2 protein-coding genes and 1 pseudogene are annotated in these 1,287 nt (G+C 73.9%); 1 reads left to right on the top strand and 2 read right to left on the bottom strand.

Annotated elements, in window-relative coordinates; all coding sequences use genetic code 11:
* Together ACWDBB_RS36235 and ACWDBB_RS36230 are read right to left on the bottom strand one after the other, a co-directional pair.
* Nucleotides 1-310 (bottom strand): annotated as a pseudogene (locus ACWDBB_RS36235) (hypothetical protein); the annotation flags it as partial.
* Entirely contained in the window at nucleotides 303-815 is a 513-nt protein-coding gene (locus tag ACWDBB_RS36230; protein WP_449793657.1) for a SigE family RNA polymerase sigma factor, read from the bottom strand. The pseudogene ACWDBB_RS36235 and the gene ACWDBB_RS36230, both read right to left, overlap by 8 nt.
* Nucleotides 816-1,067: 252 nt before the next feature.
* On the opposite strand from ACWDBB_RS36230, the gene ACWDBB_RS36225 reads away from it, so the two are divergent.
* Nucleotides 1,068-1,287 (top strand): hypothetical protein (locus ACWDBB_RS36225; RefSeq protein ID WP_449793656.1); only part of this gene is annotated, 220 nt, incomplete at its 3' end.

Below are 1,287 nucleotides of genomic sequence, written 5' to 3'. Positions count from 1 at the left end.
GCCGGGGGGAAGCCGGCACGGAGGGGGCGTCCGTGGCGGCTGCTCCTTGTTGTGGTCCCGGTGAGTGCTGTGGCCCCGCCGAGTGTTGTGGCCCCGCCGAGTGTTGTGGTCCTGGTGAGTGCAGCACGGACGGGAGAACCAGGCACAGGGCTGCCGCGGTGCAGGCCGCGGTCGCGCCCAGGGCGTGCCGGAGGTGGCGGCGCCGGTCGGCGCGTCGGCGGATCTCCGCAGCGGGCAGGGCCGGTGCGGGCATCTGCGTGCCGAGCAGCCGCAGCCGGTCGGCGAGGGTGTCGTGGACGGGGTCAGACACGGAGCCTTCCTTCCTCGCTGATGGGGGTCTGGTCAGCGAGTCTGGCCGCGAGCGCGGTCCGGCCGCGGGCGAGGCGGCTCTTGACGGCGCTGACGCTGGCGCCGGTCTCGGCCGCGACCTGCTCGACGGAGAGGTCGCACATGTGGTGCAGGACCAGGGCGCCTCGCTGTGCCTCGGGCAGGTCGCGGAGCGCGGCGACCAGCATCAGGTGCTCCTCGGAGGGCGGCTCGACGGTGGGGGGTTCTTGGCGGTGGTGGCGTCCGGCCAAGTGCAGGCCCCGGGTGAGACGCCGCCAGCGGGAGTGTGCCAGCCGCCGGGCCGTGGTCCGGATCCATGCCTCCGGGGCCTCGTCCGGGTCGAACGTGCGCCTTCGGTCCCACGCGCGGATGAATGCCTCCTGGACCACGTCCTGTGCTTCGGACCAGTTGCCGGTTAACGCGTACAGCTGCCCGGTCAGGCGGGAGAAGGACGCGGCGTAGAACGCGTCGAACTCCTGTGGCGTCATCAAGGGCCTCTCTTCTGGGACTGGCCGTCAGTTCACGGCACAGGCGGCTCGCGAGGAAGCGCTCCTCGGCCGCGGCGGTGGAGCCGTGTGTCCTGGGCGGAGCCTCCCGCCCTGTACGCACGAGCGCCGCCCCGGGGTCGCACCGACGGCCTATGACCTGGATCACGGGTGCGAGGTGCGACCTGCCGGGCGTCGGGAGGCGTACAGGGGTGCCGGCGTCAACCGGACGCCCGCAGGAAAGGACACGGATTCATGCGCATCCGCCCGATCATGCTCATCGCCGCCACCGCCACCGCCGCGGCCATCGCGACCGCGGGGGGAATGGCCACTGCCGCGCCCGGCATCCCCACGGCCACCCCCACGGCCCACGGCAAGCCCGCCGAGGCGCCCGCCGCCACGGCCAACGGCGCCGGCTCGGCCGACGCCCCGGTGGTCTCCGGCAGCGGCTCGTCCGCCACCCCTGTGACTGCCA

Source organism: Kitasatospora sp. NPDC001095, from assembly GCF_053598615.1.
The sequence above is the reverse complement of the archived record's forward strand: the minus strand, read 5'-3'. Positions and strand labels throughout refer to the sequence as shown.